This is a genomic window from Streptomyces caatingaensis (assembly GCF_001187435.1).
Classification (GTDB): domain Bacteria; phylum Actinomycetota; class Actinomycetes; order Streptomycetales; family Streptomycetaceae; genus Streptomyces; species Streptomyces caatingaensis.
The window spans coordinates 330,275-356,720 of the sequence record NZ_LFXA01000009.1; the positions used below are offsets into that span (position 1 = coordinate 330,275).

General features: G+C 72.2%; 26 protein-coding genes and 1 pseudogene. 13 read left to right on the top strand and 14 right to left on the bottom strand.

The window, feature by feature from the left end:
• Nucleotides 1-37 precede the first annotated feature (37 nt).
• On the top strand, nucleotides 38-1,321 hold the full coding sequence (locus AC230_RS14765) for a thymidine phosphorylase (protein ID WP_107082138.1): 1,284 nt from the start codon (nucleotides 38-40) through the stop codon (nucleotides 1,319-1,321).
• Nucleotides 1,322-1,432: 111 nt separating this feature from the next.
• Here the strand turns inward: AC230_RS14765 and AC230_RS14770 are convergent, their stop codons facing one another.
• Complete coding sequence (locus tag AC230_RS14770; protein WP_049716633.1) at nucleotides 1,433-2,725, bottom strand: MFS transporter; 1,293 nt, start codon at nucleotides 2,723-2,725, stop codon at nucleotides 1,433-1,435.
• 63 nt (nucleotides 2,726-2,788) lie between these two features.
• Here AC230_RS14770 and AC230_RS14775 point away from each other — a divergent pair, with 63 nt between their 5' ends.
• A complete protein-coding gene (locus AC230_RS14775; protein ID WP_078871255.1) occupies nucleotides 2,789-3,793 on the top strand; it encodes a LysR family transcriptional regulator in 1,005 nt (334 codons plus the stop codon).
• A 33-nt stretch (nucleotides 3,794-3,826) separates the two neighbouring features.
• Here the strand turns inward: AC230_RS14775 and AC230_RS14780 are convergent, their stop codons facing one another.
• On the bottom strand, nucleotides 3,827-4,588 hold the full coding sequence (locus tag AC230_RS14780; RefSeq protein WP_049716634.1) for an alpha/beta hydrolase: 762 nt from the start codon (nucleotides 4,586-4,588) through the stop codon (nucleotides 3,827-3,829).
• A gap of 185 nt (nucleotides 4,589-4,773) precedes the next feature.
• Between AC230_RS14780 and AC230_RS14785 the strand changes: the two genes are divergently transcribed.
• Nucleotides 4,774-5,889 carry an adenosine deaminase gene (locus AC230_RS14785; protein ID WP_049716635.1) on the top strand — a complete coding sequence of 372 codons (1,116 nt, stop codon included), beginning with the start codon at nucleotides 4,774-4,776 and terminating at the stop codon, nucleotides 5,887-5,889.
• Nucleotides 5,890-6,045: 156 nt separating this feature from the next.
• A complete protein-coding gene (locus AC230_RS14790) occupies nucleotides 6,046-6,477 on the top strand; it encodes a hypothetical protein (RefSeq protein WP_049716636.1) in 432 nt (143 codons plus the stop codon).
• Nucleotides 6,478-6,572: 95 nt separating this feature from the next.
• Here AC230_RS14790 and AC230_RS14795 read toward each other — a convergent pair whose 3' ends face one another.
• The 4 genes from AC230_RS14795 to afsQ1 form a co-directional block, all read right to left on the bottom strand.
• Nucleotides 6,573-7,136 (bottom strand): VanZ family protein, encoded by a 564-nt coding sequence (locus tag AC230_RS14795; protein WP_078871256.1) that lies wholly within the window; start codon nucleotides 7,134-7,136, stop codon nucleotides 6,573-6,575.
• Nucleotides 7,137-7,225: 89 nt separating this feature from the next.
• Nucleotides 7,226-7,822 carry a hypothetical protein gene (locus AC230_RS14800; protein ID WP_049716637.1) on the bottom strand — a complete coding sequence of 199 codons (597 nt, stop codon included), beginning with the start codon at nucleotides 7,820-7,822 and terminating at the stop codon, nucleotides 7,226-7,228.
• Nucleotides 7,819-9,573, bottom strand: coding sequence for an ATP-binding protein (locus tag AC230_RS14805; protein WP_422125596.1), 1,755 nt, complete (start codon nucleotides 9,571-9,573; stop codon nucleotides 7,819-7,821). Before AC230_RS14805 ends, AC230_RS14800 begins: the two co-directional genes overlap by 4 nt.
• Entirely contained in the window at nucleotides 9,471-10,148 is a 678-nt protein-coding gene (gene afsQ1, locus AC230_RS14810) for a two-component system response regulator AfsQ1 (protein WP_049716638.1), read from the bottom strand. The genes AC230_RS14805 and afsQ1 overlap by 103 nt, the downstream gene beginning before the upstream one ends.
• Before the next feature lie 212 nt (nucleotides 10,149-10,360).
• Between afsQ1 and AC230_RS14815 the strand changes: the two genes are divergently transcribed.
• A complete protein-coding gene (locus tag AC230_RS14815) occupies nucleotides 10,361-11,101 on the top strand; it encodes a SigE family RNA polymerase sigma factor (protein WP_049716639.1) in 741 nt (246 codons plus the stop codon).
• Nucleotides 11,102-11,213: 112 nt separating this feature from the next.
• Here AC230_RS14815 and AC230_RS14820 read toward each other — a convergent pair whose 3' ends face one another.
• Nucleotides 11,214-11,900 (bottom strand): uridine kinase family protein, encoded by a 687-nt coding sequence (locus AC230_RS14820; RefSeq protein ID WP_049716640.1) that lies wholly within the window; start codon nucleotides 11,898-11,900, stop codon nucleotides 11,214-11,216.
• A gap of 64 nt (nucleotides 11,901-11,964) precedes the next feature.
• Between AC230_RS14820 and AC230_RS32575 the strand changes: the two genes are divergently transcribed.
• Nucleotides 11,965-12,477: a hypothetical protein gene (locus AC230_RS32575; RefSeq protein WP_157868576.1), complete on the top strand. Its 513-nt coding sequence runs from the start codon at nucleotides 11,965-11,967 to the stop codon at nucleotides 12,475-12,477.
• A 60-nt stretch (nucleotides 12,478-12,537) separates the two neighbouring features.
• Here AC230_RS32575 and AC230_RS14830 read toward each other — a convergent pair whose 3' ends face one another.
• The 3 genes from AC230_RS14830 to deoC are packed head-to-tail and all read right to left on the bottom strand — an operon-like array spanning nucleotide 12,538 to nucleotide 15,865.
• Nucleotides 12,538-13,446: an aldehyde dehydrogenase family protein gene (locus AC230_RS14830; RefSeq protein WP_049716642.1), complete on the bottom strand. Its 909-nt coding sequence runs from the start codon at nucleotides 13,444-13,446 to the stop codon at nucleotides 12,538-12,540.
• Nucleotides 13,439-14,869: an aldehyde dehydrogenase family protein gene (locus AC230_RS14835; protein WP_049716643.1), complete on the bottom strand. Its 1,431-nt coding sequence runs from the start codon at nucleotides 14,867-14,869 to the stop codon at nucleotides 13,439-13,441. Before AC230_RS14835 ends, AC230_RS14830 begins: the two co-directional genes overlap by 8 nt.
• A 3-nt stretch (nucleotides 14,870-14,872) precedes the next feature.
• Entirely contained in the window at nucleotides 14,873-15,865 is a 993-nt protein-coding gene (gene deoC / locus AC230_RS14840; protein WP_198535526.1) for a deoxyribose-phosphate aldolase, read from the bottom strand.
• 244 nt (nucleotides 15,866-16,109) lie between these two features.
• On the opposite strand from deoC, the gene AC230_RS14845 reads away from it, so the two are divergent.
• From AC230_RS14845 to AC230_RS14855, 3 genes are all read left to right on the top strand, one after another.
• Nucleotides 16,110-17,057, top strand: coding sequence for a hypothetical protein (locus tag AC230_RS14845; RefSeq protein WP_049716645.1), 948 nt, complete (start codon nucleotides 16,110-16,112; stop codon nucleotides 17,055-17,057).
• A 134-nt stretch (nucleotides 17,058-17,191) separates the two neighbouring features.
• Nucleotides 17,192-17,824 carry a PH domain-containing protein gene (locus AC230_RS14850; protein ID WP_049716646.1) on the top strand — a complete coding sequence of 211 codons (633 nt, stop codon included), beginning with the start codon at nucleotides 17,192-17,194 and terminating at the stop codon, nucleotides 17,822-17,824.
• A 300-nt stretch (nucleotides 17,825-18,124) separates the two neighbouring features.
• The gene (locus AC230_RS14855) at nucleotides 18,125-18,466 is read left to right on the top strand and encodes a VOC family protein (protein ID WP_241833228.1); all 342 of its coding nucleotides are present in this window, start codon (nucleotides 18,125-18,127) and stop codon (nucleotides 18,464-18,466) included.
• A 7-nt stretch (nucleotides 18,467-18,473) separates the two neighbouring features.
• On the opposite strand, the gene AC230_RS14860 is transcribed toward AC230_RS14855, so the two are convergent.
• On the bottom strand, nucleotides 18,474-19,268 hold the full coding sequence (locus AC230_RS14860) for a type 2 periplasmic-binding domain-containing protein (protein ID WP_241833229.1): 795 nt from the start codon (nucleotides 19,266-19,268) through the stop codon (nucleotides 18,474-18,476).
• Between the two features lie 1,399 nt (nucleotides 19,269-20,667).
• Here AC230_RS14860 and AC230_RS14865 point away from each other — a divergent pair.
• From AC230_RS14865 to AC230_RS33730, 4 genes and pseudogenes are all read left to right on the top strand, one after another.
• Nucleotides 20,668-21,198: a DUF6879 family protein gene (locus AC230_RS14865; protein ID WP_049717020.1), complete on the top strand. Its 531-nt coding sequence runs from the start codon at nucleotides 20,668-20,670 to the stop codon at nucleotides 21,196-21,198.
• A gap of 25 nt (nucleotides 21,199-21,223) precedes the next feature.
• Nucleotides 21,224-22,072, top strand: a complete 849-nt coding sequence (locus tag AC230_RS14870; protein WP_049716649.1) for a helix-turn-helix domain-containing protein — start codon at nucleotides 21,224-21,226, stop codon at nucleotides 22,070-22,072.
• Nucleotides 22,073-22,135: 63 nt separating this feature from the next.
• Nucleotides 22,136-22,402: a hypothetical protein gene (locus tag AC230_RS14875; protein ID WP_157868577.1), complete on the top strand. Its 267-nt coding sequence runs from the start codon at nucleotides 22,136-22,138 to the stop codon at nucleotides 22,400-22,402.
• Nucleotides 22,399-22,667, top strand: a pseudogene (locus AC230_RS33730) (DUF397 domain-containing protein). Before AC230_RS14875 ends, AC230_RS33730 begins: the two are co-directional and overlap by 4 nt.
• Before the next feature lie 428 nt (nucleotides 22,668-23,095).
• Here AC230_RS33730 and AC230_RS14880 read toward each other — a convergent pair.
• The 3 genes from AC230_RS14880 to AC230_RS14890 form a co-directional block, all read right to left on the bottom strand.
• Nucleotides 23,096-23,299 (bottom strand): SCO3870 family protein, encoded by a 204-nt coding sequence (locus tag AC230_RS14880; protein ID WP_049716651.1) that lies wholly within the window; start codon nucleotides 23,297-23,299, stop codon nucleotides 23,096-23,098.
• Between the two features lie 259 nt (nucleotides 23,300-23,558).
• A complete protein-coding gene (locus tag AC230_RS14885; RefSeq protein WP_049716652.1) occupies nucleotides 23,559-25,247 on the bottom strand; it encodes a phospho-sugar mutase in 1,689 nt (562 codons plus the stop codon).
• Nucleotides 25,248-25,594: 347 nt separating this feature from the next.
• Nucleotides 25,595-26,410 (bottom strand): purine-nucleoside phosphorylase, encoded by an 816-nt coding sequence (locus AC230_RS14890; protein WP_049716653.1) that lies wholly within the window; start codon nucleotides 26,408-26,410, stop codon nucleotides 25,595-25,597.
• Nucleotides 26,411-26,446: the final 36 nt, after the last annotated feature.

The following is a 26,446-nucleotide window of genomic DNA, read 5'->3' on the forward strand; positions in this document are numbered from 1 at the left end:
CCCGGGAAGACTGAGGACGCACGAACCTAAGGAAAATGTGCTGATGGACGCCATTTCCGTCATCCGCGCCAAGCGCGACCGCGGCCGTCTGACCGACGAGCAGATCGACTGGATGATCGACGCCTACACCCGGGGCGAGGTCGCCGACGAGCAGATGTCCGCGCTCGCCATGGCGATCCTGCTCAACGGCATGGACCGCGCGGAGATCGCCCGCTGGACGGCGGCGATGATCAAGTCCGGCGAGCGCATGGACTTCTCGTCCCTGCCGGTGCCGACGGCCGACAAGCACTCGACGGGCGGCGTCGGCGACAAGATCACCCTGCCGCTCGCCCCGCTGGTCGCCGCCTGCGGCGCGGCCGTCCCGCAGCTCTCCGGCCGCGGCCTCGGCCACACCGGCGGCACGCTGGACAAGCTGGAGTCCATCCCCGGCTGGCGCGCCCTCCTCTCCAACGACGAGATGATGGACGTGCTGCGGAACGTCGGCTCCGTCATCTGCGCGGCCGGCGACGGCCTGGCCCCCGCCGACAAGAAGCTCTACGCGCTCCGCGACGTCACGGGCACCGTCGAGGCCATCCCCCTGATCGCCTCCTCGATCATGTCCAAGAAGATCGCCGAGGGCACCGGCTCGCTGGTCCTGGACGTCAAGGTCGGCTCCGGCGCGTTCATGAAGAACATCGAGGACGCGCGCGAGCTCGCCTCCACGATGGTCGGCCTCGGCACCGACCACGGCGTCAAGACCGTGGCCCTGCTCACCGACATGTCGACCCCGCTCGGCCTCACCGCGGGCAACGCGCTGGAGGTCCGCGAGTCGGTCGAGGTCCTCGCGGGCGGCGGCCCGGCGGACGTCGTCGAGCTCACCCTCGCCCTGGCGCGCGAGATGCTGACGGCCGCCGGCCTGCCCGACGCCGACCCGGCCAAGGCCCTCGCCGACGGCTCCGCGATGGACCACTGGCGCCGCATGATCGCCGCCCAGGGCGGCGACCCGGACGCCGCCCTCCCGGTCGCCCGCGAGCAGCACGTCGTCACCGCCTCCGCCTCCGGCGTCCTCACCAAGCTCGACGCCTACGCCGTCGGCGTCTCCGCCTGGCGCCTCGGCGCCGGCCGCGCGCGCAAGGAGGACCCGGTGCAGGCCGGCGCGGGCATCGAGATGCACGCCAAGCCGGGCGACACCGTCACGGCGGGCCAGCCCCTCCTGACCCTCCACACGGACACCCCGGAGAAGTTCGACTACGCCCTCGCGGCCCTGGAGGGCGGCGTCGACATCGCCCCCGCCGGAACGGACTTCACGCCGAACCCGATCGTGCTGGACCGCATCGCGTAGCCGCCGGGCGCGGCCCGGAAGAGGGCGCGTCCGGAGCGCAAAACGGAGGGGCCGGTGCCCACCAGAACAGGTGATGGGCTCCGGCCCCTCCGGGTCCGTAGGGCGCGGGCCTTACGCCCGCACCGCCCGCGCCGTCGAACGGCGCTCCACGAGCGCCCGCCGCGTCGCGTACAGCGTGATCGCCCCCGCCGCCACCATGGCCACCAGGCCCAGGACGACCGTCCCGTCCCAGCCCCCGGCCCGGAAGGCGATGGCACCCACCGTGCCGCCCACCGACGAGCCGAGGTAGTACGCCGTCTGGTAGAGCGCCGACGCCTGGGCGCGGCCCGTCGTCGCCGTGCGGCTGACGGACGAGGAGGCGACCGCGTGCCCGGCGAAGAAGCCTCCCGTGATGAGCACGAGCCCCACCAGCACCGCCGCCAGCGAGGACGCCAGGGTCAGCAGGAGGCCGGCGGTGGTCGTGCCCATCGCCAGGTACAGGGCCCCGCGGCGGCCGAGGCGGCCCACCAGCTTGCCGGCCGCGGCGGAGGAGACCGTGCCGACGAGGTAGACGAGGAAGATCGAGCCGACGAGGCCCGGCGGCAGGGAGAACGGCGCCTGGGCGAGGCGGTAGCCGATGACCGTGTAGACCGCGCCGAAGACGGTCATGAAGAGCGCGCCGATCAGGTACAGGCGGACCAGCAGCGGGTCGGACAGATGGTGCCCGAGCGTGCGCAGCAACGAACGGGGCGAGACCGAACCCGGCGTGAAGTGCCGCGCCTTGGGGATCAGCAGCCGGAAGGCCAGCGCGCAGAGCACCGCCAGGACACCGACCGCCGCGAGGCCCGCGCGCCAGTTCCACGCCTGGGCCGTCCACCCGGCGAGGATCCGCCCGGACATGCCGCCGATCGCGTTGCCGGCCACGAACAGCCCGACCGCGCCCACCAGCGCCTTGGGCCGGACCTCCTCCGCCAGGTAGGCCATCGCCGAGGCGGGGACGCCCGCCAGCGCGGCGCCCTGGAGGGCGCGCAGCGCCACCAGCCAGCCCAGGTCGGGGGCGAACGGCACCAGCAGCCCGACGAACGCGGCCACGCACAGCGCCGCCGTCATCGTCGCCCGCCGCCCGTACCGCTCGGAGAGGGCGCTCAGCGGCACGACCGCGAGCGCCAGCCCGCCGGTCGCCGCGGAGACGGTCCAGCTCGCCTGGTCGGCCGTCACCCCGAGCCCCTCGGAGAGGGCCGGCAGCAGGGCCTGCGTGGAGTAGAGGAGGGCGAACGTGGCGACGCCCGCGGCGAAGAGGGCGAAGCTCATCCGGCGGTAGCCGGAACCGCCGGGCGCCAGGCGGGAGTCGGGAGCGGGGGACGACGAGGGGGAGGCACCCGCGCGCACGCTGGCGGCGGGTGCCCCGGTATCGGCAGGAGGCATGACCACACCGTAGGCACCCCGCGATAAATGCGTCCAATGCATGGAACGGCCATAATCCATTCCATGCAGCATGAAACCAGGTCAGAGGCGCCTCTGTCACCAGTTGGCAACAGAAAAGACATTGGCGGAACTGTCGAATCCTTGACGGCCGGCATCGGCCCGGACTCCTGGGCGGCCACCCTCACCCCGCGCCTCGCGCAGTTCGCCGTCGTGGCCCGGCACGAGCACGTCACCCGCGCCGCGCGCCAGTTGGGGATGCCCCAGCCGACGCTCAGCCGTTCGCTGGCCCGCCTCGAGGAGGACCTGGGCGTCGCGCTGTTCGCCCGGCACGGGCGGACGCTGTCGCTCACCGCCGCCGGCCGCACGTTCCTCGCCGCCGTGGAGCGCGCCCTGGCGGACGTGGACCGCGCCGCCGAGTCCGTACGCGCCGACGCCGACCCCGCCGCCGGCAAGGTCGCCTTCGGCTTCCTGCACACCATGGGCTCGGAGACCGTACCCGAGCTCATCCGCGCCTTCCGCGCCGACCACCCCCGCGTCCGCTTCCAACTCGTGCAGAACTACGGCGAGGCCATGATCGAGCGGCTCCGCGCCGGCGACCTCGACCTCTGCCTCACCTCGCCCGTCCCCGACGCCCCCGACCTGGTCGCCCGCCGCCTCGACGAGCAGAAGCTGCGGCTCGTCGTGCCCGAGGACCACCCCCTGGCCGCCCGCCGCCGCATCCGCCTCGCCGAGGCCGCCGCCGAGCTCTTCGTCACCCTCGAACCGGGCTACGGACTGCGGCGGATCACCGACGCGCTCTGCGCCCAGGCCGGCTTCAGCCCGAAGATCGCCTTCGAGGGCGAGGACCCCGAGACGCTGCGCGGCCTGGTGGCCGCCGGCCTCGGCGTGGGCCTGCTGCCGCCGCCCGCCGTCCCGCGCCCCGGCGTCGTCGAACTCGCCGTCACCGCCCCGCGCGCCGTCCGCGAGATCGGCGTCGCCTGGCTGGACGGTCACCCCGACACCCCGCCGGTCGCCGCCTTCAAACGCTTCCTGCTCTCACGCCGCGGCCAACTCCTCCTGCACCGCTGAGGCATGGGCCGGGGGTCTCCCGGCCGCGTGCCCTCAGTGGCCGAGCGTCCGCCCGAAACCGTGGGCCAGCGGCATCCGCAGCCCCAGCGGCGGCGGCGCGGCCAGCGCGTCCGTCAAGGGGCGGGCGTAGGGGTGGCCGAAGAGCGATCCCCGGACGAAGTCGGCGGCCAGCGCGGCGACTTCGGCGCGGTGCTGTTCCAGCCCGTGCCCGTCGGTGTGCGCTTCGAAGCGGCACACGTCCCGGTTGACCTTCTTGGCCCGCTCGGCCAGCCGGTAGGAGAGGTCGGGATCGGTGCGTGCGTCGTCGGTGCCGTGGACGAGCAGCACCCGGCGGCCCTTGAGCTGGCGCACCGGATCGGGGTCGAGGACGGCCTCGGGCTCCGGCAGCCACGGCGCGATCGCCACCACACAGGTGACCGCCGGGTGCCCGGCGGCGAGCAGCGCGGCCCGGCCGCCGATGTCCGTGCCGACCAGGCACACGGGTACGTCGCCGTAGCGCCGCACCGCCTCGTCGGCCGCCCACAGGGCGTCGTGCACCGGGTCGGCCGCCGAACCGTTCCACCCGCGATGGCGGTAACGCACCGGATGCGTGGCCAGACCCTCGCCGGCGCCCGCCCGCTCCAGCCGCCGGGCCAGCCGTCGCTGGGCGGCCGCGGGCCGGGCGGGCGGCCGGCGCCGCCCGGTGGCCCGGCCGCCGGGGAGGAGCAGCGCCACCCCGTTGACGGAGTCCCCGGAGCGGCCCGCCCCGACGGGTTTGCCCAGCTCGGCGCGGGCGCGCTGGGTCTTCTGAAGCATGCGGAACCTCATGGGCCCCTGTGGCCCCACGGTCCCCTGTGACTCCGTTGGCTCCGGCTGCGGCAACGCTTGCTGAACCATGGCAGACAACGATGGCAGAACGACGCGGGCTGTCCACCCCGCCGACGGGTCACCGTTGCGTATCGTTCCGCCCCATCTACGCGCGTAGGGGCTAGAGTGCCGCAATGACGAGCGAGACCACCAACGTTCCCACCCCCGAACAGATCCGTCGCGCCCCGAAGGTGCTGCTCCACGACCACCTCGACGGCGGCCTGCGGCCCGCCACGATCGTCGAGCTGGCCCGCGAGAACGGCTACGACCGCCTCCCCGAGACCGACCCCGAGAAGCTGGGGATATGGTTCCGCGAGGCCGCCGACTCGGGCTCGCTGGAGCGCTACCTGGAGACCTTCGCGCACACCTGCGCCGTCATGCAGACCCGCGAGGCCCTGGTCCGGATCGCCGCCGAGTGCGCCGAGGACCTGGCCGCCGACGGCGTCGTCTACGCCGAGGTGCGCTACGCCCCCGAGCAGCACCTGGAGGCCGGGCTCACCCTCGAGCAGGTCGTCGAGGCCGTCAACGAGGGCTTCCGCGAGGGCGAGCGCCGCGCGCGGGAGAACGGCCACCGCATCCGCGTCGGCGCCCTGCTGACCGCCATGCGGCACGCCGCCCGCGCCCTGGAGATCGCCGAACTCGCCAACCGCTACCGCGACTCCGGCGTCGCCGGCTTCGACATCGCGGGCGCCGAGGCGGGCTTCCCCCCCACCCGCCACCTCGACGCCTTCGAGTACCTCAAGCGCGAGAACAACCACTTCACCATCCACGCCGGCGAGGCCTTCGGCCTCCCGTCGATCTGGCAGGCGCTCCAGTGGTGCGGTGCCGACCGCCTCGGCCACGGTGTGCGGATCATCGACGACATCGAGGTCGCCGAGGACGGCACGGTCGAGCTCGGCCGGCTCGCCTCGTACGTCCGCGACAAGCGCATCCCGCTGGAGATGTGCCCTACCTCCAATCTCCAGACGGGCGCGGCGACTTCCTACGAGGAGCACCCGATCGGCCTGCTGAGCAAGCTGCGCTTCCGGGCGACGGTGAACACCGATAATCGGCTCATGAGCGGGACCAGCATGAGCCGTGAATTCGAGCACCTGGTCAAGGCGTTCGGCTACACGCTCGACGACATGCAGTGGTTCACCGTCAATGCGATGAAGTCCGCCTTCATTCCTTTCGACGAACGGCTCGCCATGATCAACGACGTGATCAAGCCGGGTTATGCGGAGATCAAGTCGGAGTGGCTGTTCCGTTAGTCGTTCCATCCTCCCTGAATACGGGGCCCGTTGAACGACACGGCCGGGGAATTCAATTCTCCCGGCCGTGTCATTCGTTGCGGGCCTCTCGTTGTCGTGACTAGGTTGCAAAGCCGCCCGGAATTCATCCATCACCGTCACGAGGACAGATCGCAGATGAAGCAGGGAACCATCAAGACCATCGGTGCCGCGGCCCTCGGCGCGGCCATCGCCGTCGCCACGGCGGGCACCGCGTCGGCCGCGGCTCCCGCGGGCCCGCTGGAGCGGGCGACCGGCCTCGCCGCGGGCACGAGCCGCAGCCTCCCCATCGAGCAGGTCGCGCCGCTCCTGCCCGGCGGGCCGGTGATCGAGGCGGGGAACCGGGCGCTGGGCTCCTCGGCGATGAAGTCCACGGCCATGGCGCTGGACAAGGCGTTCTTCCCGGCGCCCGCCCCGAAGGCGCCGCAGGCGGCCCCGGAGGCCGCGCCCGAGGCGGCCGCCGCGCCCGCCGACAACAAGGGCAACGGCGGCCTCCTCGGCCTCGTCCCCGCCGGGGGGCTGCCGAAGGGCATCTCGACGCCGAACCTGCTGGGCGGCAACCGCGGCTGATCGCCGCGGGGAGGGGTGCCCCGGTCCCTCCCCTTCACCGTTTCCCGCGCGGCTGTGCCGCAGAAACGGTGAAGGGGAGGGACCGGGGCACTTTTCTACGGAGTCACCCCCACCCGGGCGCGCGCCGGCGACGGAGCCAGGCCGTGGGACGGCGTGGAGGCCGTCGCGGCGGACGACGGCGGAGCGGCCGGAGCCCGCCGTCGAAGCCGCGCCCGAACCGCCGGCACCACCGCCACATGCGCCAGCACAACCCCCACCACATTCAGCAGCAGCGCATCAAGATCCAGCACCTGTCCCACCACACCCCCCCGAACCACCTGCAACACCAGCGCGATCATCGCGCTCGTGAACACCGTCCGGGCCAGCGACCCCAGCGGGGACGCCACGATCCGGCCGCCCGCCCAGGGCAGCAGCACCCCGAGGGGGGCGAACGGAAGCACCGCCGAGCCGATCGTGCGCGCCGCCTCCCACGGGCTGAGCGCGAGATCGGCGCGGAGGGTGGCGAACGGTTCCAGGTGCGCGGCGGAGACCCAGGGGGCGGTCAGGGGGCGCACGGCCAGCCAGCCCGCGACCACGAGGTGGGCGGCGAGGAGCACGCGGCCCACGAGGCGGTAGCGGTGTCGTAGGGCGGGCGTACCGCCGTAACCATGACGCTGCACGCCCCACAGGACGCGATGCGCGGGGCGCGCGGTTCCGGCCATGACGAGCCACGGCGAGCCATGACGAGCCACGGCGGGCGCCCCGCGCGTCAGCCGCCCGGCGCGCTCTCCGGGCGGGCCCGCGTCTCGTCCGTGCAGGGGTAGGAGCGCGGCGCCTCGGAGCCCGGTCCGCCGAGCAGCACCGTGCTGCGGCCGCCGGCCGCGGCCGTGCCCGCGAAGGTGCACACGATCTGCGACAGGGCCTTGGGGGACAGCGCGTCCGGCGCGGTGCTCAGCCGCAGCGTCCCCGGCGGGTCGCCCTTCCGTCCGCCGGTGACGGTGAGGCGCGGCGGTACCTCGGTGGAGAAGCCGGCGGACTCCTCGGCGGAGGAGAGGGGCCGGCGCAGTTCGTCCAGGAGCGCCTGGGCGACGCCCGGCGCCCCGCCGTGGCCGGACGGGGCGAGGGGCCGGACGACGGCCACCAGCTGGGAGGCGCAGAGGAGTTGTACGGGCAGGGCCATGGCGCCCGGGGACGGGGAGGCGGTGGCACCCGGCCGCACCAGGCACGACGCCCGCGAGGGCGCGCTGCCCGCGTCGACGGGCACGGCGGTGCCGCGGATCCCGCACCCGGCGGCGAGCACGCAGACGGCGGACAGCGCGGCGCCGATCGCGGCCCCGCGCGCCGTACGCCTTCCCGCGCGCCTCACTGCGCGCCCTCCTGCTCGGGGCCCTTCCCGGCGCCGGACGCGCCGCCGCCGGCCGGGCCGCCGTCGCCCGCGTCCCCCTCGGAGGTCTCTCCGCCGGTCGCGCCGGAGACGTCGCGGGGCAGGGAGAGGGTGAACACCGCGCCGCCCTCGGGCGAGTTGGCGGCGGTGATCTCGCCGCCGTGGATGTGGGCGTTCTCCAGGGCGATGGACAGGCCCAGGCCGCTGCCCTCGGAGCGCGGGCGGGAGGCGCTCGCCTTGTAGAAGCGGTCGAAGACGTGCGGCAGGACGTCCTCGGGGATGCCGGGACCGTGGTCGCGGACCTCGATGATCAGCCGGTCGTCGGCCGGGCGCACCTTCACCCGCACCGGGGAGCCGCCGTGCTTGAGGGCGTTGCCGATCAGGTTGGCCAGGATGACGTCCAGGCGGCGCGGGTCGAGGCGGGCCATGATGCCGCGCTCGGCGTCCAGTTGGACGGCGTCCAGCCAGGCGCGCGCGTCGATGCAGGCGGTGACCTGGTCGGCGACGTCCACGTCGTCCAGGACGAGCCGGGCCGTGCCCGCGTCGAAGCGGGTGACCTCCATCAGATTCTCCACCAGGTCGTTCAGCCGCCGGGTCTCGCTCACCACGAGCTGGACCGCGGGCGCGATCATCGGGTCGAGGGAGTCGGCCTCGTCCTCCAGCACCTCCGTGACCGCCGTGATCGCGGTCAGCGGGGTGCGCAGCTCGTGCGACATGTCCGCGACGAACCGCCGGCTCGCCGCCTCGCGGGCGCTCAGCTCCTCCACCCGCTTCTCCAGCGACTCGGCGGCCTTGTTGAACGTCCGCGACAGCTCGGCGAGTTCGTCGGTGCCGGAGACCTCCAGCCGGGTGTCCAGCTTGCCCTCGCCGAGGCGGCGCGCGGCCTCGCCCAGCCGCTGCACGGGCCGCAGCACGGTGGAGGCGGCGGCCTGGGCGAGCAGGGCGGAGCCGATCAGGGCCAGGCCGGTGGCGATGCCGAGCGACCAGGCGAGCGAGTTGAGGTCCTGGCGCTCGTTCTCCAGGGACTTGAGCAGGTAGCCGGTGGGCCCGCCGCCGATCACCTTGGCCCCGCCGACGAGGTAGGGCTTGCCGTCGAGGGTGATCCGCTGCCAGTACAGGTGGTACGGGTACGGGTTCGAGTCGTCGACCTTGCGCTCCCGGTTGACCGCGGTGACCAGCGACTTCGGGACGGCCTTGAGGGTGAACAGGTCGCGGTTGGAGGGCGCGGCGCACTCGCCGCCGCCCTTGACGCGGCCGATCAGCAGCACCTCGTACTTCTGCGAGGTGGCCGCCATCCGGTCCGCGGCCTCCTGGAGCTCCGGGCAGGTCGGGGCCAGCGGCAGGGTGCCGGTGTTGTCCTGGAGGGACTTGCGGAAGTCGTCCAGCGCCGCGTTCTGCGTACGGGTGAGCACCGCGTCGCGGTTGAGCCAGTAGGCGATGGCGGACGCGGACACCGCGGCGGCCAGCGCCACCAGCGCGAAGACCAGCATCAGCCGCAGCCGCAGGCTGATCCACCGCATGCTGAGCCGCATCAGGTTCCTGACCGCCGCCCAGCCCCGCACTCGACCGGGCCGTTCCGTCACTGTCTCGTGGACCTCACCGTTCGCTTGGGCCTCACCGTTCGCTGTCGTCACTGCGGCGAGTCGAGGCGGTAGCCGACGCCCCGGACCGTGCGGATCAGGGTGGGGGAGGACGGCACGTCCTCGACCTTGGCGCGCAGCCGCTGCACACAGGCGTCCACCAGCCGCGAGTCGCCCAGGTAGTCGTGCTCCCACACCAGGCGCAGCAGCTGCTGGCGGGACAGGGCCTGCCCCGGGCGGCGGCTCAGCTCCAGCAGCAGCCGCAGCTCGGTCGGTGTGAGCTGGAGGTCCTCTCCGTTCTTGGTGACCGTCATCGCCGAGCGGTCGATCACGAGTGAGCCGAAGGTGGCCGAGTCGCTGGACTCGCGCTCGCCGCGGCGCAGCACCGCCCGGATCCGGGCGTCCAGCACCCGGCCCTGCACGGGCTTGACCACGTAGTCGTCCGCGCCGGACTCCAGGCCCACGACGACGTCGATGTCGTCGTTGCGGGCGGTGAGCAGGATGATCGGCAGCTGGTCGGTGCGCCGGATGCGGCGGCAGACCTCGAAGCCGTCGATACCGGGCAGCATGACGTCGAGCACGATCAGGTCCGGCCGCTGCTCGCGCAGCATCTTCAGACCGTCCTCGCCCGACGCGGCGGTCACCACGCGGTGACCCTGCCGCGACAGGGAGAACTCGAGGGCCGTGCGGATGGCGTCGTCGTCCTCGATCAGCAACAGGAAAGGCACCCGGTCATTCTGGCCTACGTCAGGGCGGTAGTTCGAGTTCCGCTCCGGTCGCCCGGCGGCCCGGCGGCGGGGCCGGCCGGGGGGAGCAGGGCTGTTGCACGGCTGTGACAGTCGGCGGACAGCGCCATGAAACTGGCCCGGCAGGCTTCTGTTCACCGGGCGGAGAGCGGTCCGGACACGGACCAACGGGCACCACCGACGGGGGGCGCGAGATGAACGCACTGCACACGATCACCACCGGCGCAGTTCGCACGCGCCTGCACGACCCGGCGACGGGCGGCCGCGGCTACGCCCGCGGCACCGGCCGCGCCCGTACGCAGGGCATGTACCTCACGGCCATCGACGCCGCCGTCTACGGGGAGCCGGCGACGGCCCCGGAGCGGCCGGAGCAGCCGGAGCGGCGGAAGGCCGCCGCCACGGACCGGGCGCGCGCCGAGGCCGAGTTCACCGCCTACGTGCAGGAGCGCCGCGCCGCCCTGTACGCGACGGCCTACCACCTCACCGGCGACCGCCACGAGGCCGAGGACCTGCTGCAGAGCGCCCTGTTCTCCACCTTCCGCGCCTGGGACCGCATCACGGACAAGGCGGCGGTCGGCGGCTACCTGCGCCGCACCATGACCAACCTGCACATCAGCGCCTGGCGGCGCCGCAAGCTCAACGAGTACCCGACCGAGGAGCTCCCGGAGACGGCGGGCGAGCAGGACGCGATGCGCGGCACCGAGCTGCGCGCCGTCCTCTGGCAGGCGCTCGCCCGGCTGCCCGAGCTCCAGCGCACGATGCTGGTCCTGCGCTACTACGAGGGCCGCACGGACCCGGAGATCGCCGAGATCCTCGGCATCAGCGTCGGCACGGTCAAGAGCAGCATCTGGCGCTCCCTGCGCCGGCTGCGCGAGGACGAGGCCATCGGCTCCGGCCGGGGCGTCGAGGAGTCGTTCGGCGAGCTGGTGGCCTAGGACGACGGGGGACCACGGGGGAAACGAGGGGGAGGAAAGGGGAAGAGGGGGGAACGGGGGAGCACGGAGGAAGCGGGCGGACGGCCGGGGGGTCCGTCCGCCCGCTTCCGCGTCAGCGCCCGGTCGGCGCGGGTTCGGAGGGGGCGCCCGCCGCCGCGTGCGGGGGCGCCGCGACCCTCTCGCAGTGTCCGGCCGCGGCGGCCGCGATGCGGCCCATGGCGGTGTCGCGGCCGCAGGGGAAGGCGCCGAGCGCGGTCTGCCGGGCGACGATGCCGCGCTCGGCGCGCATCAGGCGCAGTCCGCGGCGGATCAGGTAGAGGACGGGCTTGCGGGCCTCGCGCAGGTCGCGGGCGAGGCGGCGGCGGAACGTGGTGGACGGGCGGCCGCGCAGGCACAACGCGTCGGCCAGGACGTCCAGTTCACGGCAGCGCCCGATGATGTCGGCGGCGAAGATGCCCTCCGCGACGAAGAGCGGGGTGCGGCCGATGTCCAGGAGGCTCGTGCCCGTCCGCGAGCTGGTGGCGATGTCGTACACCGGCACGGGGGTGCGGGACGTGCGGCACAGCGCCTCGATCGCGGCCACCGCCGCGTCCCCGTCCCAGGACAGCGGCGAGTCCCAGTCGGTGCCCGAGCCGTCGGGGAGCCGGGGGAGCGTGGGGTCCGTGCCCTCCTTGTAGAAGTCGTCGAGGTTGAGGACCGGCAGCCCCGTCAGGGCGGCGAGGGACGACTTTCCGGAGCCGGACGGGCCGGCCAGCAGGATGACGCGCGCGTGCGGCGCGGAAGGCGGGAGGGCAGTCACGGAACACCAGTGTGACGCATTGACCCGCAGGGGGGATCCCCCCGGGTGCGGGTATGCGCGGTTCGTGACGGTTCGGATACGCTGCGTCGCCGAACGGTTTCCGCTCACGCACCGGCAGGTGGTCATGGCCTCGCACGCACGTCACGCACTCCGCTCCCCCTCGCACCTCCCGCGTTCGCTGACGCGTGCGGGCGTCACCCTCTCCGCGTCCGCCGCCCTCGCCGTCGGCGCCGCCTCCGCCGCGAGCGCCGACCCCGTGGTCCCGCCGGCCCCCGCCGTCGGGCCCACGCTGCCCACCCCCGCCTCGCCCGCCCGCGCCCAGCTCGGCCAGATCGACCTGGTGGCCGCCCGGGACGGCGCGATGACCGGTCTCCGGCACGCGACGGCGCCGCTCGCCCCGATCCTGGGCCGGCTGCCGGTCAACCCCTTCGCGCGGACCGGCGTCGACCCGCTCAACAACAGCGTCGGCACCAAGGTCGGCGACTTCCGCCCGGTGAGCACCCGCCAGGTCACGGGCACGCTCTCCGACGGCGGCAAGGTGCAGGACGTGCCGGGGCTGAACCTGCTGCCGCACTGACGCCGCGGAACGCCCGAGGGGCGGACGGGAGGTCTCCCGTCCGCCCCTCGGCGCACCCGCTCAGTACGAGGAACCGCCCGCGCCCAGCGACCCCGTCGGGTGCCAGACGGTCTTCGTCTCCAGGAAGGCCAGCAGCCGGCCGGTGCCCGGAGCCGCGGACCAGTCCACAGGCTGTGGACGGAGGACGCGCTTGAGGTTGTCCGCCGCGGCCGTCTCCAGCTCCTTCGCCAGCTCCGCGTCCGCGCCCGCCAGGTCGATCGCGTTGACGTCCTGGTGCGCCGCCAGCGACGGGGCGATCTCGGCCGCGCGGCCGGAGAGGATGTTGACGACCCCGCCGGGCAGGTCGGAGGTGGCCAGCACCTCGCCCAGCGAGAGCGCCGGCAGCGGCGCCTTCTCGGAGGCGACCACGACCACCGTGTTGCCCGCGGCGATCGCCGGGGCGATCACCGAGACCAGGCCCAGGAAGGACGACTCGCCCGGCGCCACGAGGGCCACCACGCCGGTCGGCGCGGGCGAGGAGACGTTGAAGAACGGCCCGGCCACCGGGTTGGTGCCGCCCGCGATCTGGGCGATCTTGTCGGTCCAGCCCGCGTACCAGACCCAGCGGTCGATCGCGGCGTCCACCTGGGCGGCGGCCTTGGCCTTCGACAGGCCCTCGGCGTCGGCCACTTCGGCGGCGAACTGCTCGCGGCGGCCCTCCAGCATCTCGGCGACGCGGTAGAGGATCTGGCCGCGGTTGTAGGCGGTCGCGCCCGACCAGGCGCCGAACGCCTTGCGCGCGGCGACGACCGCGTCACGGCCGTCCTTGCGCGACGACAGCGGCGCGTTCGCCAGCCAGTTGCCCTTGCCCGCCGCGTCAGCGGCTGATGTCGCAGCCGTCACCTCGTACACCCGCCCGCTCTCGGACCGGGGGAACTTGCCCCCGATGAACAGCTTGTACGTCTTGAAGACACTCAGTCGCTCAGACATCGAGGTACGCCTCCAGACCGTGACGGCCGCCCTCGCGGCCGAAGCCCGACTCCTTGAAGCCGCCGAACGGCGAGGTCGGGTCGAACTTGTTGAACGTGTTGGCCCAGACGACGCCGGCGCGGAGCTTGTCCGCGACCGCGAGCATCCGCGAGCCCTTCTCGGTCCAGATGCCCGCCGACAGGCCGTACTGCGAGTTGTTGGCCTTGGCGACGGCCTCCGCCGGGGTGCGGAACGTCAGGACGGACAGCACCGGGCCGAAGATCTCCTCGCGGGCGATCCGGTGGGCCTGGGTGACGTTGGTGAACAGCGTCGGCGCGAACCAGTAGCCCTGGGAGGGGAGTTCGCAGGACGGGGCCCAGCGCTCGGCGCCCTCCGCCGTGCCGCTGTCGGCCAGCTCCGTGATCCGGGCGAGCTGCTCGGCCGAGTTGATGGCACCCACGTCGGTGTTCTTGTCGAGCGGGTCGCCGACGCGCAGCGTGGACATGCGGCGCTTGAGCGCGTCCAGCAGCTCGTCCTGGACCGACTCCTGCACCAGCAGGCGCGAACCGGCGCAGCAGACCTGGCCCTGGTTGAAGAAGATGCCGTTGACGATGCCCTCGACGGCCTGGTCGATCGGGGCGTCGTCGAAGACGATGTTGGCGCCCTTGCCGCCCAGTTCGAGCGTGAGCTTCTTGCGGGTGCCGGCGACCGTGCGGGCGATCTGCTTGCCCACGGCGGTGGAACCGGTGAACGCGACCTTGTCGATTCCGTCGTGCGCCACCAGCGCGGCGCCCGTCGAGCCGTCGCCCGTCAGGATGTTGACGACGCCCTTGGGCAGCCCGGCCTGGCGGCAGATGTCCGCGAAGAACAGTGCCGAGAGGGGGGTCGTCTCGGCCGGCTTGAGGACGACCGTGTTGCCGGCGGCCAGCGCCGGGGCGATCTTCCACGCGAGCATCAGCAGCGGGAAGTTCCACGGGATGACCTGCCCGGCCACGCCCAGCGGCTTCGGGTCGGGACCGAAGCCCGCGTGCTCCAGCTTGTCGGCCCAGCCCGCGTAGTAGACGAAGTGCGCGGCGACCAGCGGGAGATCGGCGTCGCGCGTCTCCTTGATCGGCTTGCCGTTGTCCAGCGTCTCCAGGACGGCCAGCTCGCGGCTGCGCTCCTGGATGATGCGGGCGATGCGGAAGAGGTACTTGGCGCGCTCGGAGCCCGGCAGCGCCGACCACTTCTCGAACGCCTTGCGGGCGGCCCTGACCGCCCGGTCGACGTCCTCCGCGGTCGCCCGGGTGTACTCGGCGAGCACTTCCTCGGTGGCCGGGGAGACGGTCTTGTCGAGCCCCCCGCCCGAGCTCTCGACGAACTCCCCGTCGATGAACAGGCCGTAGGACGGGGCGATGTCGACGACCGCGCGCGATTCGGGCGCGGGCGCGTACTCGAATGCCATGTGTCAGTCCACCGTTACGTAGTCGGGACCGGAGTAACGCCCGGTGCTCAGCTTCTGACGCTGCATCAGCAGGTCGTTGAGGAGGCTGGAGGCGCCGAAGCGGAACCACTGGTTCGTCAGCCACTCCTCGCCCACGGTCTCGTTCACCAGCACCAGGAACTTGATCGCGTCCTTGGTGGTGCGGATGCCGCCGGCCGGCTTCACACCGACCTGGACGCCGGTCGCGGCGCGGAAGTCGCGGACCGCCTCCAGCATCAGCAGGGTGTTCGCCGGGGTGGCGTTCACCGCGACCTTGCCGGTCGAGGTCTTGATGAAGTCGGCGCCCGCCAGCATCCCGAGCCAGGAGGCGCGGCGGATGTTGTCGTACGTCGACAGCTCGCCCGTCTCGAAGATCACCTTCAGCCGGGCGGCGGAGCCGTCCGGACGGCGGCAGGCGTCCTTGACGGCCTTGATCTCCTCGAAGACGTCCAGGTAGCGGCCCGCGAGGAACGCGCCGCGGTCGATCACCATGTCGATCTCGTCCGCGCCCGCGGCCACGGCGTCCGCCGTGTCCGCCAGCTTGACGGGGAGCGCGGCGCGCCCGGCGGGGAACGCCGTCGCGACCGAGGCGACCTTGACGTCCGAGCCCGCCAGGGACTCCGCGGCGGTGGCCACCATGTCCGGGTAGACGCAGATCGCGGCGGTGCGCGGGGTCGTGCGGTCCGTCGGATCCGGGTTGAGGGCCTTGGCGCACAGCGCCCGGACCTTGCCCGGGGTGTCCGCGCCCTCCAGGGTCGTCAGGTCGATCATCGAGATGGCCAGGTCGATGGCGTACGCCTTCGCCGTGGTCTTGATCGAACGGGTCCCGAGCGCCGCGGCACGGGCCTCCAGCCCGACCGGGTCCACTCCGGGGAGCCCGTGCAGGAATCGGCGCAACGTGCCGTCGGAGGCGGTCACGTCGGCCATCGACGCCAGTCGCTCCGCGGCTTCGTTGCCTTGGGAAGGAACAGTGGGCATGGTCACCAGGCCACCATATCTACGCGCGTAGCACCTGTACACCCCCGGGTGCTGGGGGCGGAAGCGGCGATTCGCCTTCCTTTCGCTGTCGCGGGTCCGTGACATGCGGAGGACGGTGCGATGACACAAGATCAATAACTTCTTTCTCAGCAGCACCGCCCGACTCGACGGCCCCACCCGACAGAGGAAAGCGGCATGCGGATCGTCTCTTCCACTTCCAGCGCTCGTTCACCAGGAGCCACGCATGTCCCGTCGCCGTACCACCGCCCGTACCACCGCCCGCACCACCCTGCGCATCGCCCTCGCCTCCGCCGCCGTGGCGGGCGCGGTCCTCGCCCCGGTCTCGTCGGCGTTCGCGGCGCCCCGGACGCCGGCGGTCGCCGTCGCCGCCGCCGACGAGTCCGGCCCGGTGCGCACCTACAAGCTGCCCGACGGCAGCCGCGCGAGCGTCCACGAGACGAAGGACGGCCACTTCCAGGTGGCCGTCTCCAAGGGCGACGTCATGCTCGCCGTCCTCGACGGCAAGCGGCCCTACGCGACGGTGCACGACCTGTTCGTCGAGATGGACGTCCGCAACGGCCGGGTCACCTGGGTCGAGCAGAAGAACATCGGCCTGGGCAAGGACGGGGGCAACCGCTTCACCCGCGGCAAGTACATCGGCAACAAGGCGCTGCCGGGCGGCATCCGCGCCGTCGTCTACCAGCGTGCGCAGCACGAGTTCACCGCGTACGTCGTCTGGAACGGCAAGCTGGTGAAGGTCCTCGACCGTACGCACCCGGCCGTCGTGACCGGCAAGTACGCCGGCTACGAGGTCCGGCTCGACGCGCGCACCGGCAAGGTCGTCGCCCTGAAGGACAAGGGCAGCTCCGGTCAGGGCCGGACCACTCGCGAGGCGTGCGCCGTCGTGAAGCAGCAGGACATCGGTGCGGGCACGCTCGCGGTCATGGTCAACAGCCCGGACGGTCCGGAGGTGTCGCTCGAGGACATGGGCGACCGCAGCCTCGTCCTGGGCCACCTGGACCGCAAGCACCCGTCCCTCCCCAAGAGCGCGGGCATCATCGCCAAGATCACCGACATCGACACCGCTCAGCCGAAGCTCGTCACCAAGGTGGAGGGCGGACTCCACACCTACGCCACCACCCTCTTCCCGAAGCTGCCCAAGGGCTGCACGGTGGTGAACCACGTCAAGTGACGCCCCCGGGGGGGCGGGGCGGGCCGCCGGTGACGCCGGCCCGCCCCGCCGTTGGTGTTTCCGCTGGTACGAGGGGTACGGGCGTTGCCGTACTGCAACCTCCGCCGGCCCTCCCGTCCGGCAGAATCGGCCCCATGACGAGCTCCCCCGACGCGCCCCAGCAGCCGGCCTACGCCGACCGGCGCTACCGCTCCTCCGCCGGCATCGCCGCCGGCGTCATGCTGCTGGCGCTCGCCGCGTGGCTGGGCGGCGACGCGATCGTGCGCGGCGAGGGCCGGGCGCCCTGGCTCGCGCTGGCCGGACTGCTGTGCGTGGTGCCCCTGGTGATCGCGTTCACCCTGCGCCCGGTGGTGTGGGCGAACGACGACCGCCTCGTCGTCCGCAACCCGTTCCGGACGATCACCCTGCCCTGGGCCCGGGTCGTGACCGTCCGCGCCGGCTACTCCAGCGAGGTCCTCGCGGAGGGGGGCGCGAAGTACCAGCTCTGGGCGATCCCCGTCTCGCTGCGGCAGCGCAAGCGCGCGGCGCGGCGGGTGCAGCGGGACGCGGCCGAGGACGTCACGGGCCGCGCGTCGCTGCTCTCCCCCGCCTCCTCGGGCCCCCTGCGCGCCCCCTCCGACCAGGCCATCGAGGACCTGCGCGAACTCGCGGAGCGGGGTGCGAAGCGGGAGGGCGCGCAGGGCGCGGCGGTCGTGCGCTGGGCGTACGAGGTGATTGCTCCGTCGGTGGTGGGGCTGGTGTTGTTCGTGGTGCTGTATCTGGAGTAGCGGGGGGTGGGGTTCGCGGCGGGGTGGGGTCCGTTGGGGGGGCTTCCGTTGCGGGGTGGGGTCTGTCGTGGGGTCGGCTTCTTTGCGGTGACGCGGCGGGAGGGTGACGCGGCGGGACGGTGGAGTTCGTCCCGTCCGCGGCCGACCGCCATGGGCCGGTGGGGAAGAAGAGGACATGACATACACGGCGTCACTCTGTTCCTCCACCTGTACTGATCGCGGTCGTTGCGTAGCCTGCCGATCATGAATGCTGGTGTGAGTGGTGTGGATCGCGTGGGCCGTGTGGGCTGCGTGGGTCGCGTGGGAGAGATCGTCGTCGACTGCGGGGATCCCGGACGTCTGGTCCGCTTCTGGGCCGGGCTGCTGGGCGGCGAGCCGGTGGACCGGGGGCCCGGCTGGTCGTACGTGGAGCCGCCGGGCTTCGTCCGGCTGGCCTTCCAGCGCGTGCCCGAGGCCAAGCAGGTCAAGAACCGGCTCCACCTCGACGTGGAGGTCGACGCGGTCGACACCGCCGTCGCCGAGGCGCTGCGCCTGGGCGGCGCGCGCCTGGGCGAGCCGGTGACCGACGAGCAGGGCAGCTTCCAGGTCATGACGGATCCCGAGGGGAACGAGTTCTGCTTCCTCTGGGGGTGGGTGCGGTAACTCCCCGTCAGACGGCGGCCGTTCGGCAGTCCCGGCAGAGGCCGGGGGCGGGCGAACGGAAGGCGCGTTCGCAGCCGTCGCACGTCTGGAGCGGGTGCGGGCGGGGCGGCTGCGCCGACCGCCCGGTCGTGGGCGGCAGGTGCGGCGGCAGCCATTCGCGGAGGCTGTAGGCGAGGAGGCGCGCGGGCCTCGGAATGGGACCGACGGGGAGATCGGCGGTCAGTGTGCGGGCGACCTGCCCGGGCCGGATGCCGCGATCGAGCCAGGCCCGGACGGCGGGGGCGAGGGCGCCGACGTCCTTGCGGGAGAGGAGGAGGCGGGGGTCGTCCCGGCGGAGAGCGGCGAGGAGATCGACGGCGGGGCGATCGCCGGGCTGCGCCCGGGTGGTCTCCGGCGCCTCCTCGGTCTTCGGCGGGTTGGCGGGCGCGGGCCGCGGGGCCGTGCCGACGGCAGCCGTCAACTGCGCCGCCCCCTGCGGCTGTTCGTACCATCGGGTGACAGTGACGACCTGCCCCTTGTCGTTGCGGACGCGCCTGCGCTCCAGGTACCCCGCCTTCTCCAGCTCGCGCAGGGCGCGGGCGATGGTGATCTCCCCTTCCGGGAAGCGCCTGGTGAGGTCCTTGATGCCGATGGTGGCCCCGTCGGGGAGCGACTGGACGTACACCCCGATGCCGATCGCGACGAGGGACAGGTCGCGGTGCTGGGCGAGGTGATTGCCCACGACGGTGAAGTGGGTGGTGTGCCGGTGGCGGATGTGCACCACGCCGGCGCGCGCGGGCGCGCTAGACTGCTCGACAGTCATAGGGAAGCTCATTCCTTCCTCGATGATCAGGCCCTCGCCCGGGATGCCCGTCCCGGCGGGGGCCGTCGTCGTTTTTCGGTTGTCGCGTGGCGCGACCGTACCGCGCCGCTCCCGGCATGTGTCAGCGCGTCACCCGATGGGGTGAGGGGGTGGGGGTGGGGTTGGGAAGGGTTCTTCCTCCTTGGGTTTGAGGGGTGTTGGGCGGCGCCGGGGGGTGGGGCGCCGGGACGGGGGAACCGTGATGCAGTGCGGGCCTGGGGAGTTGACCGGTTCGGTTGCTCCTGTCGGCCCAGCCGGGGGAGCGACGCGGCAGTCGCAGGTCCGGAAGAGCGGGCGCCACCACGAGATCCTTAGTCCAAGGCGTGCATAGTCGCATTACGGCATGGACGCTCATGCATGACCCCTCCTACTGTCATCGCAGGCCGCCCAAACAGGGCTCAGGGCAAGGGCGTTCACATGTCCGAACGCTCAGCGCTCATCCGTCTCACCGGCAGCGGCAGTGGTGAGTGCGGAGAAAAGGACTGCCCGAACATCTACCGCACTTCGAGGGGATCGTTCGTCGTACAAGGCGATGTGTCCGATGCCATCGAGCCGCCCGTGGGCGAGGGGCTCGTGGGGTAAAGCGACGCGGCTCCCCGCACTCCGGCTCCGGCCGCCTGGTCGATCCACAGGGCCAGACCGAGGTGTGCGCCCACAGACGCGATCCACAGTCCGGTCATCGCCGCCGAACCCCTGCGCAGCGCCTCCCCGTCGGGCCCGGACCAGACCTGTACGGTCCGGGCTATGACTCCGCCGAGCGCCGCCGCAAGGCCCAGACTCGCCACCTAGGCCGAGTGGACGGTTGTGGAACGGCCATGCCTGGAGTGGTTCACCATTCATGTCACATGGAGTCGGCGTCGCTCTCTCTGCGAGCGGGGACAGGGCTGAATCGGCGTGGGTTGAGGGAAGGGGGTGCGATGGCTTCTTGGACCGCTGATCTGAGGGGGAGTTGGGCGGGGCCGGAGGTGGGGTGCCGGGCGGGGAAACCGTGATGCGGTCCGGAGCGTGTTGGGAGCAAGAGCGCATCGCAGCGCTGAGGGGCGCTGGGTGGGGTAGCTCTGCGCCCTCTTGACCTGGGGTGAGTGGAGGGCTGATGGTCGTGCAACTGACCGCAACGGCCCGACACGGGAGGCAGTTATGCCGCTTCGGTTCATCGGTATCGATCCCAACACTGGCCACAACGAGTGCCCTGCGGTCTGGGTCGACACGGACAAAGAACCCGAACCCGAGCTCCTCTTCCAAGGGTGGCTGGCCGACGAGGCACTTCAGGCTGAATGCCGGAAGGACAGTCCCAAACCCGACACGGAGGCTGTCGTCCGTATCCCGGTACGCATGGTGCCGCTGATCAGGAAGGCGTGTGATGTCGCAGAGGAAGCAGCCGCCAAGCTTCGAGGAACTGCTGGAATCGGCACAGGTGTCAGCGGTGCACCTGGAGATGCGTGACGCCTACGGGATCGGGCCGGAGGCGGACGACTTCGAACGCTGGAAGCGCACCGGGCAAAGGGACATCGACGCAGGATCGGACTACTGGGCGCCGTGGGTCGAACTCATCGCCCGTACTGTCGCACGGGGTGTTGTCGTCCGTAGGGCTCGGATCGTATCGGAGCCTGTGACTGAGTACATCCGATACGAGCACGCGGGTACGCAGGTCAACATCGGGGCCGGCGAGCAGGTGCGCTGGCTGCCGCGTCGCCGTGCGTCGGACATCGCACTGCCGGGTAACGACTTCTGGCTGTTCGATGAACGTCTGGTCATGTTCAACCACTTCACCGGGGACGGAGCGTCGGCTGGGCCGTCAGTGAGTGAAGACCCGGACGTTGCCAAGTTGTGCGCGTCCGCATTCGAGGCCGTGTGGGAGCGCGGTATCCCGCACGAGGAGTACCAGGTCTGAGGCCCGCGTAACGGACTGCCGGCACATGCCTACGTCACCATCTTCCAGCGCCCAAGCTGCTCGCGAAGCGCTCGCTGAGCGCTTGCGAGAGATGCGTCTGGACGCAGGCCTGACCGTAGAGGCGCTGGCAGTCCGGTGTGGCTGGAACAAGTCGAAGTCCTCGCGGATCGAGAACGCCAAGACCGCCCCGTCGGACGCCGACATCCGTGTTTGGTGCCTGGCCTGTGAGGCGCCTGATCAAGCAGCGGACCTCATTGCCGCGAATCGGATCGCCGACTCTCTGTATGTGCAATGGAAGCGGTTGCACAGGACCGGGCTCCGCAGGATCCAGGAGTCGTACGTCCCGTTGTACGAGCAGACGCGCCATTTCCGCATCTACTGCTCCAGAGTTGTGCCGGGCTTCCTCCAGACCGAGGCGTATGCCACAGCCCTGCTGTCCTCCGTGGCCGCCTTCCGTCAGTCGCCCAACGATGTCGCGGACGCGGTAGCGGCCCGCCTCGCTCGCTCGCATGTCATCCGTGACGGCAGTAGACGCTTCGCCATGCTGGTGGAGGAGTCGGTACTGCGCTACCGCATAGGTGACTCGGAAGCGATGGCCGGTCAGCTCGGACACCTCCTGTCGGTCAATTCCTTGCCGTCCGTCTCCCTCGGGGTGATCCCGTTCGAGGTGACCCGAAGCCTGTGGCCTCTGGAGACGTTCAACGTCTTCGACGACAGGCAGGCCGCTGTCGAACTGCTCACGGCCCAGGTCACGGTGACTGCCCCCGGGGAGGTCGCCATGTATGTGAAGGCCTTTGTCGAGCTCCAGAGCCACGCGGTGTACGGGGCCCGTGCCCGGTCGTTGATCACGGCTGCGATCGACGCTCTTGGGTGATTCCCCTGCAACAAACTGCAACACCTTGGACGTTGCGCGTTGCTCATCTCTAGTTTCTTGGGCATGACCACGGACATCGAAGCAGTCGCCCAGCCGTCCGATGCCTTCGCGGCAGGCAAGAAGCGGGCCGACGACACGGCCTTCATGCTGGACAGGGTGCTGACGGAAATGGGCATCAGGGTGGGGGACAGGGATTCCTGGCCGCAGTTGCAGGGGCGGGCGTCCTTGTCGGGCGAACCGTACGTGTACTTGGGCACTGTGCCCATGGCCACGGTGAGGAAGCTGATCGATGCCCTGATCTATGCCCATTCCGCAAAGCGGGCGCGCTGAACGGTGTCCTTCCGGCATTCAGGAAGGCAGACTCCGCGACGACAGCTGACCTTTATGGGCCGGAGCGTGACGGTGTCAGGTTCTCCCGGCCCTGCGGCGGCAACACCCACCCGGACGGCGAGGCGTACGTGACGCTCGCACGGATCGGCGACGGCGTCTGGGCCTTGGTGACAGCAAGCGTCCGCAGGCCGAACCGCTGAGGTTCACGACGGCGGAGCTGGACGCGGCCGGGATCGATCCCGCGCGTTTCGGTCTCTCGGCCTGATTCCCCGATCGACGGTTTCCCGGCCTTCTGCTCCCCGGAAGGCCGGGAAACCCTCTCTTGAGAGAGAAGCGGGCGAATCCGCGTGCACTTCCATGCATTCCAATGGGTCGGTGACAAGGCCGAGTTCGACAAGGAGCGTGTGCGGCGGCCGCCCGCCCCGGAGATGCCCACTGTGACCAGCCCGCCGGAGGTGGCCGAACCGTATCGCGAGGCCGTGGCCGAATGGCCGGTGAGCGAGGTGCCGCCGCTGGAGACGGCGTACTGGCGACGAAGCCGGCGGCGCTGGTCCGTGGGTCGTGGGAGCACCCGAAGCCCGCTGCGGACTGGCTGATCGCCAGACTGGCCGAGTACGGGCGCGGTCCCGGGGCGCCAGGGCCGTGCAGATCGGTCCGCTTCCGGCGGTGGTGACGTCCGCGTCTTCGGGGAGCTCAGCCCGACTGCCGTCGGCGACCGTCTCGGACCCATGTCACCACGACCAGAGCCGCAGTGACGTACATCAGGACGCTGAAGGTGGCTACGGATTCGACGTACTGCTCGTAGCCGTCTGCGCGGAGTTGAAGGGCGAGGGAGCCAAGTGCCGTTCCGAGCACCGCGGTTGCGGCGGTCATGGTGACGAACGGGGCCTTCGTCATGGGTGCTTCCTCCCGGGCACGAGATGCTTGACCGAGGTGCTTGATCAAGGTCGAGCCTACATACGCGGTGTTGGGAGCCGGTCGGGGGGCCTTGTCGCGGTTGCCGCGACTCGGTGGGGTCGGGAGGGGGGCTTTCGTGGTCTTTCTGTCGTGGGGCCGGCTGGATGCGCGGACGGCGAGGGCCCCGGTCGGTGGTGACCGGGGCCCTCGTCAGCCGGCCGTGCGGGACGGGTTCAGAAGTCGGCCCTGCGGGACGGGATCAGATGCCCGCCGCGCGGGACAGGTCCGTCTTGATGGCGGCGAGGACGTCGGCGGCGCGGGTGCGGGCGTCGGTCAGGGCCGCGGCGGAGGCGACCGGGACGACGGCCTCCAGGTAGCACTTGAGCTTGGGCTCGGTGCCGGAGGGGCGGACGATGACGCGGGCGGCGGAGACCGTGCCCGCCTCGTCGCCGGAGAGGTGGTAGCGCAGGCCGTCCGTCGGGGGCAGGGACTCCGAGCCCTTCGACAGGTCGTCCGCCGAGGTGATGTGCAGGCCGGCCAGCGTGGTCGGGGGGTGCTCGCGGAGGCGGCGCATCGCGGCGGCGATCAGGGAGAGGTCCTGGACGCGGACGGAGAGCTGGTCCGTGGCGTGGAGGCCGTGCTCGACGGCCAGGTCGTCGAGGAGGTCGGCGAGGGTGCGGCCCTTCTCCTTGAGTTCCGCGGCCAGTTCGGCGACGAGGAGGGCGGCGGTGATGCCGTCCTTGTCGCGGACGCCCTCGGGGTCGACGCAGTAGCCCAGCGCCTCCTCGTAGGCGTAGCGCAGGCCGTCGACGCGGGCGAGCCACTTGAAGCCGGTGAGGGTCTCCTCGTAGGGGGTGCCCGTGCCGGCGGCGGCGATGCGGGAGAGGAGGGACGACGAGACGATCGTCGTCGCGAAGGTGCCGCTCGCGCTCTTGTGGACCAGGTGCTCGGCCAGCAGGGCGCCCACCTCGTCGCCGCGGAGCATGCGCCAGCCCTCGACGGAGTCGGGGTCGGGGACGGCGACGGCGCAGCGGTCGGCGTCGGGGTCGTTGGCGATGATGATGTCCGGCGCCTCGCCGCGGGTGGCGGCGTCGCGGGCCGTCGCGAAGGAGAGGTCCATCGCGCCGGGCTCTTCGGGGTTGGGGAAGGCGACCGTCGGGAAGTCGGGGTCGGGGTCGGCCTGTTCGGCGACGACGAGCGGGGGCGGGAAGCCGGCGCGCTCGAAGGCGGCGGTGAGGACGGTGCGGCCCACGCCGTGCATCGGGGTGTAGACGACGCGGACGTCGCGGGGGGAGCCGCCGGTGAGGACGGCGTCCGTGCGCTCCAGGTAGGCCTGGAGGACGGTGTCGTCCAGGGTCTCCCAGCCGGTGGTGGGGCGGGGGACGTCGTCCAGGGTGGTGATCGCGGCGATTTCGGCGGCGATCTCCGCGTCGGCGGGGGGCACGATCTGGGAGCCGTCGCCCAGGTAGACCTTGTAGCCGTTGTCGCGGGGCGGGTTGTGGCTGGCGGTGACCTCGACGCCGGCGACCGCGCCGAGGTGGCGGATCGCGAAGGCGAGGACGGGGGTGGGGAGGGGGCGGGGGAGGAGCGCGGCCTTGAGACCGGCGCCGACCATGACGGCGGCGGTGTCGCGGGCGAAGTCGGCGCTCTTGTGGCGGGCGTCGTAGCCGATGACCACGGTGCCGTTGGTGTGGCCCTGGTTCTTGAGGTAGGCCGCCAGGCCCGCGGCCGCGCGGATGACCACCGTGCGGTTCATGCGCATGGGGCCCGCGCCGATCTCGCCGCGGAGGCCGGCGGTGCCGAACTGGAGCGTGCCGGCGAAGCGGGCGGTCAGCTCGGGCAGGTTCTCCGCGTCGATGAGTGCGGCGAGTTCGGCGCGGGTCTCGGGGTCGGGGTCCTCGGCGAGCCAGGTCCGGGCTCGGGTGAGGAGGTCTCGCTCCTGCTCCACGGGGTTCCTCCGGGGTGTGTCGGGGCGGTGCGGGTTGGTGTGTGGTCGGGGGGGCGGGGCGGGACGGGGTCTTCCGGGGCTGCATTATTTACGGCCGTGCGGGCCCTATGAATGGGTGCCGTGTCCTTGGCCGCAAATAACGCGTCACGCCCTCTCCGGACCCCGTCCCGCCCCGCCCCCTTCCGCCGTCCGCGTCCGCCGGGTGGTGGTGGCCGGCGGGGCCGGATGGGTGGTCGCCGCCGCCGGTTTCCGGGTGAGGGGGTGGCGGCGTACGGGGGCTCAACGTGGTGGGCGCGTGCCGCTACGTGAGTCGTAGCGGGCACGCGCCCACGGAGGTGTCCGGGTGCTCAGAGGCGGGGGAGCACCTGGGCGAGGAGGGCGCCCATCTGGACGGCCGAGTCGCGGCCGGCCTGGAGGACCTCTTCGTGGTTGAGGGGCTCGCCCGTCATGCCGGCGGCCAGGTTGGTGACCAGGGAGATGCCCAGGACCTCGGCGCCGGCCTCGCGGGCGGCGATCGCCTCGAGGGTGGTGGACATGCCCACCAGGTCGGCGCCCAGGGTGCGGGCCATGCGGACCTCGGCCGGGGTCTCGTAGTGCGGGCCGGGGAACTGGGCGTAGACGCCCTCCTCCAGCGTGGGGTCGACCTCCTGGCAGAGGGTGCGCAGCCGCTGGGAGTAGAGGTCGGTGAGGTCGACGAAGTTGGCGCCGACGATCGGCGAGGTCGCCGTGAGGTTCAGGTGGTCGCTGATCAGTACCGGCTGACCGGGGCGCATGCCGTCGCGGAGACCGCCGCAGCCGTTGGTCAGGACGACCGTCTTGCAGCCGGCGGCGACGGCGGTGCGGACGCCGTGGACGACGGCGGCGACGCCGCGGCCCTCGTAGTAGTGGGTGCGGCCGAGGAAGACCAGGGCGCGCTTGTCGTTGACCTTGTACGAGCGGATCGTGCCCGCGTGGCCCGCGACCGCGGCGGCGGTGAAGCCCGGGAGCTCGGTCACCGGGAACTCGGCCTCGGGGGTGCCGAGGGCCTCGGTGGCGGGCACCCAGCCGGAGCCCATCACCAGGGCGACGTCGTGGGTCTCGGCGCCCGTGAGCTCGCGCAGACGGGCGGCGGCGGCGTCGGCCGCGGCGTACGGGTCGGTCTGGGGGGTAACTGAAGCGTTCACGCGGACGAGGGTAACCGGTCGCGGCCTACGCGCGTA